Here is a 3,953-nt window from a genome sequence, read left to right as displayed (position 1 = left end):
TCGTATCAGGGTCGCGGCGGGCTTCGACCGCCAGTCGGGTCGCTCGCTCCCGAAGCTCTGCTGGGTACTTCCGTGGTGCTGCCATGAGGGGATCCTTCCAGGATGTCAGGCTTCCCCTCAATCAAACCCGGGACGATTCAGCCTGTACCCATAGGTCGGGCGCATAGGCTCCGCTGCCGGCGGCTGAGGGTGGTCGGAGTAAGGCTGTTGGCCGTTACGGGGTGCGTCCCAACCGGACGGTTCCTGATTTCCCTGGGTCATGTCTTCCCCTCACGGTGTCTCACGCTGACTCTGCGCCATCCTTTCACGCCACCACGGACAGAGCCGGGTTCCCACCGCAGAGCCGTCATTGTCGCGGCTCTGCGGCAGAAATCCCGGCTCCGTCATCTGTAGCGCGGACGCAGAAGGGTGATCAGCCGACCCGGAACTCGCCCAAGGCGTCCTTCGCGAGGTCGTTCACGGTCCCGAAGCGGTGTGCGGTCATCGAGATGGCCTGTTCGCGCAGGAACGGCAGCATTTCCACCCGGCCGGCGCCGGTGACGGGCTGCGCGTAGATCGCCACGTCGGGGCGACCGCCCGTTGCCTCATAGGTCGCCGCGGTCAGTTCGGCACGTGCTGCATCATCGGTCGCGACGAGGCGGATACGCTCGAGGTCGCTCGGCCCGGCCTGGGCCAGTCCCGCCGCACGTGCGGCCCATCCGTCCTCGGACTCGACCACCACAGTGGCGCCGACCGAGACCAAGGCCTTGGACACGGCGTCGGGCAGGGACTCCGGCACGGAAACCGTGATGGACGCGGCTGCGCCGGTACCGGCACCGGTGGTGACGGCGGCGTGAGCACGGGCACCGGCCAGCACCACGCGAGTCAGGCGGGCCACGTCGGGCACGGACACGGAGGAGGCGCGCAGCGTCACCGGCAGGGGGCGGTAGCGCAGGGCGTTGATCTCCACGCCGAGCGCGGAGACGTCACGGGCACCGCCGAACAGCTGCACCGCATCCGTATCGGTGGAGAGTGCAGATCCCAGCCAAGCGGCATCCACGTCGGAGGACAGCGCGGTGGCCACGGTCTTGCCGGCCTGCCCGTAGGTATCGGTGGGCATGGAGCCCTCTGAGGTGGCATCCTCCCAGTCGGTCAGCCCCACCAGGTAGTTGGGCCCGCCGGCCTTGGTGCCCGCGCCAACGGCGGAACGCTTCCAGCCACCGAAGGGCTGACGCCGCACGATGGCGCCCGTGATGCCACGGTTGATGTAGAGGTTCCCTGCCTCGACGTTCTCCACCCAGTAGGAGATCTCCTCGGCTTCGAGGGAGTGGATGCCGGAAGTCAGTCCGTAGGGAATCGCGTTGACGAGTTCCACCGCCTCCTCCAGGGTCTTGGCGGTCATGACACCAAGGACGGGCCCGAAGTACTCCGTCAGGTGGTACTCGCTGCCAGGCTTCACGCCGGCGCGAATGCCGGGCGAGAACAGCCGGTCGGTATCATCCAACGCCTTGGGTTCCAGAACCCAGGACTCACCCTCACCCAGGACGGTGAGGCCGCGACGCAGCTTCTCCATGGGCTCCTCGATCACCGGGCCAACCTGCGAGCGCGGGTCGGTGGCCCAGCCGACGTGCATGGAGGACACGGCGTCAACGAGCTGGCGGTGGAAGCGCTCCGACTTGGCTGCAGCACCGACCAGGATCACCAGGGAGGCCGCGGAGCACTTCTGTCCGGCATGGCCGAAGGCGGAGTTGGCCACGTCCTTGGCGGCCAGGTCGAGGTCGGCGGACGGGGTGACGATGATGGCGTTCTTGCCGGAGGTCTCGGCCAGCAGGTTGAGACCCGGCTTGGCCTCGCGGAACATCTCTGCCGTCTCGTAACCACCAGTGAGGATCACACGGCCCACGGCCGGGTGTGCCACCAGGTTGGTACCCAGGGAACGATCGCTGAAGCGCACCAGGCCGACCAGGTCGCGGCTCACATCCATGCCTGCCTCGGCGGCCTCATCGATGGCCTCCCACACGCACTCGACCATGACGGCACCGGTGCGCTTGGCCTGGGTGGCCGGCTTGATGACCACGGCGGAGCCGGCTGCGAGGCCCGCCATGACGCCGCCGGTGGGAATGGCCAGCGGGAAGTTCCACGGCGGCGTGACCACGGTCAGGTCCACCGGGGCGGCGGTGGCGCCGTCCACGGACTCCAGCTCCTCGCCGAGCTCCGCGTAGTAGTGGGCGAAGTCGATGGCCTCGGAGATCTCCGGGTCCGCCTGGTCGATGCTTTTTCCGGTCTCCGAGCCCACCACGGTGATGAGGTCGGCACGCCGTGCGGCCAGCTTGTCGCCGATGGCGTGCAGCAGCTTCGAGCGGTCCTTGGCGGAGAGCGCCTGCCAGCGCTTTGCCGCGCCGGTGGAGTGCTCGACGACGGTTTCGAGTTCGCTTTCCGTGTTCAGTGTGGCGGCCGCGATGGTGTCGTTGCCCAGCGTGGAACCCGGGATGGCCGCGAGTGCGGCGCGCCCCCACTCGCGGTTACCGCTCAGGTCGGGATCGGAGTCCGGAGTGTTGTGGAAGCCCTGCGAGGCGTCCCACTCGACGGTTTCGGTGCGACGATCCTGTTCGCGGCGCGGCCGCGGAACGTCGTTCCCGCGTTCCTTCAGCTGCTGCAGTGCCGCACGGTAGCGCTTCTCCTCGCGGGCGAAGAGCTCCTCCGAGGAATCCAGCTCGAAGACTGCTGACATGAAGTTCTCGCTCGAGGCTCCCTCCTCCAGGCGGCGGATCAGGTAGCCGATCGCGGAGTCGAAGTCCTGCGGGTGCACCACGGGCGTGTAGAGCAGCAGTCGACCCACGTCCGCACGGATGGCCTCTGCCTGCTGCGTGGCCATGCCGATCAGCATCTCGAACTCGACGCCCTCGCCTTGACTCACTCCGCGGGCCTTCATCAGCAGGTGGGCGGTGGCCACGTCGAAGAGGTTGTGGCCGGCGATGCCTACGTGCACGTTGGCGAGGCGCTCCGGGTGGAGGGCGAAGTCCAGGATGGCCTTGTAGTTGGTGTCTGAGTCCTGCTTGGTGGGCCAGACGGTCTGCTCCCAGCCGTGAACGGCTGCATCGACCTGCTCCATGGGCAGGTTGGCGCCCTTGACCACTCGGGTCTTGATGGGTGCCCCTCCTGCGGCCACGCGGGCTGCGGCGAATTCCTGCAGGTGGATCATGGCGCCGAAGGCGTCCGGGAGGTAGGCCTGCAGCACGATGCCCGCCTCACAGTTCTTGAACTCCTCTTCGGAGAGCAGACGCTCGAAGACGGCGAGCGTGAGGTCCAGGTCCTTGTACTCCTCCATGTCCAGGTTGATGAAGGTGCGCGGGGAGGAATCGCGGGCCTCACGGTAGAGCGGGCGGAGCTTTTCCACGATGTGGTCAACGGCCTCGTCGAAGGCCCAGTGATTGTGCGGGGCCACGGTGGCGGAGACCTTGATGGAGACGTAGTCCACGTCCGGACGCCGGATCAGAGCCAGCGTGCCCTTGATGCGGTTCTCCGCCTCCCCCTCACCGAGGATGGCCTCGCCGAGCAGGTTGATGTTCAGGTCGATTCCGTCTCGGCGCAGGCGCTTGATGCTCGCGTCCAGCTTCGAGTCGGTCGCGTCCACGATCAGGTGCTCCACCATGGAGCGCAGCGCCTTGCGGGCCAGGGGAACCACCACGGCGGGGGCCAGCTTCGCGGTGGATCCGCCGAGCTTCACTGCCGACTTCAGGTACCAGGGCAGGAAGTCCGGCACCAGCGGTGCCAGTTCCTTCAGCGCAGCTGCCGCGACGCCCAGGTCCTCGGGACGAACCACGCGGTCCACGAAGCCCACAGTGAAGTCCAGACCCTTGGGATCCTTCAGGACTCCGGCCAGGCGCTGCCCGGACTGGTCCGCAGGGAAAGTGGCAGCCCTTTTCAGCCAGGTACGGACTTGCTCAACGGCGTCGTCTGCGAGGTCCCAGGGG

Annotated in this window: 1 protein-coding gene; it reads right to left on the bottom strand. The window is 67.5% G+C overall.

Translation table 11 applies throughout. The features are described 5' to 3' along the window. Nucleotides 1-412: 412 nt before the first annotated feature. Nucleotides 413-3,953, bottom strand: a 3,541-nt coding sequence (locus tag Q0A15_RS01075; RefSeq protein ID WP_291277690.1) for a bifunctional proline dehydrogenase/L-glutamate gamma-semialdehyde dehydrogenase, incomplete at its 5' end; no start/stop codon positions are given.

This window comes from Galactobacter sp., from assembly GCF_022712295.1.
Classification (GTDB): Bacteria; Actinomycetota; Actinomycetes; order Actinomycetales; family Micrococcaceae; genus Galactobacter.
The sequence above is the reverse complement of the archived record's forward strand: the minus strand, read 5'-3'. Positions and strand labels throughout refer to the sequence as shown.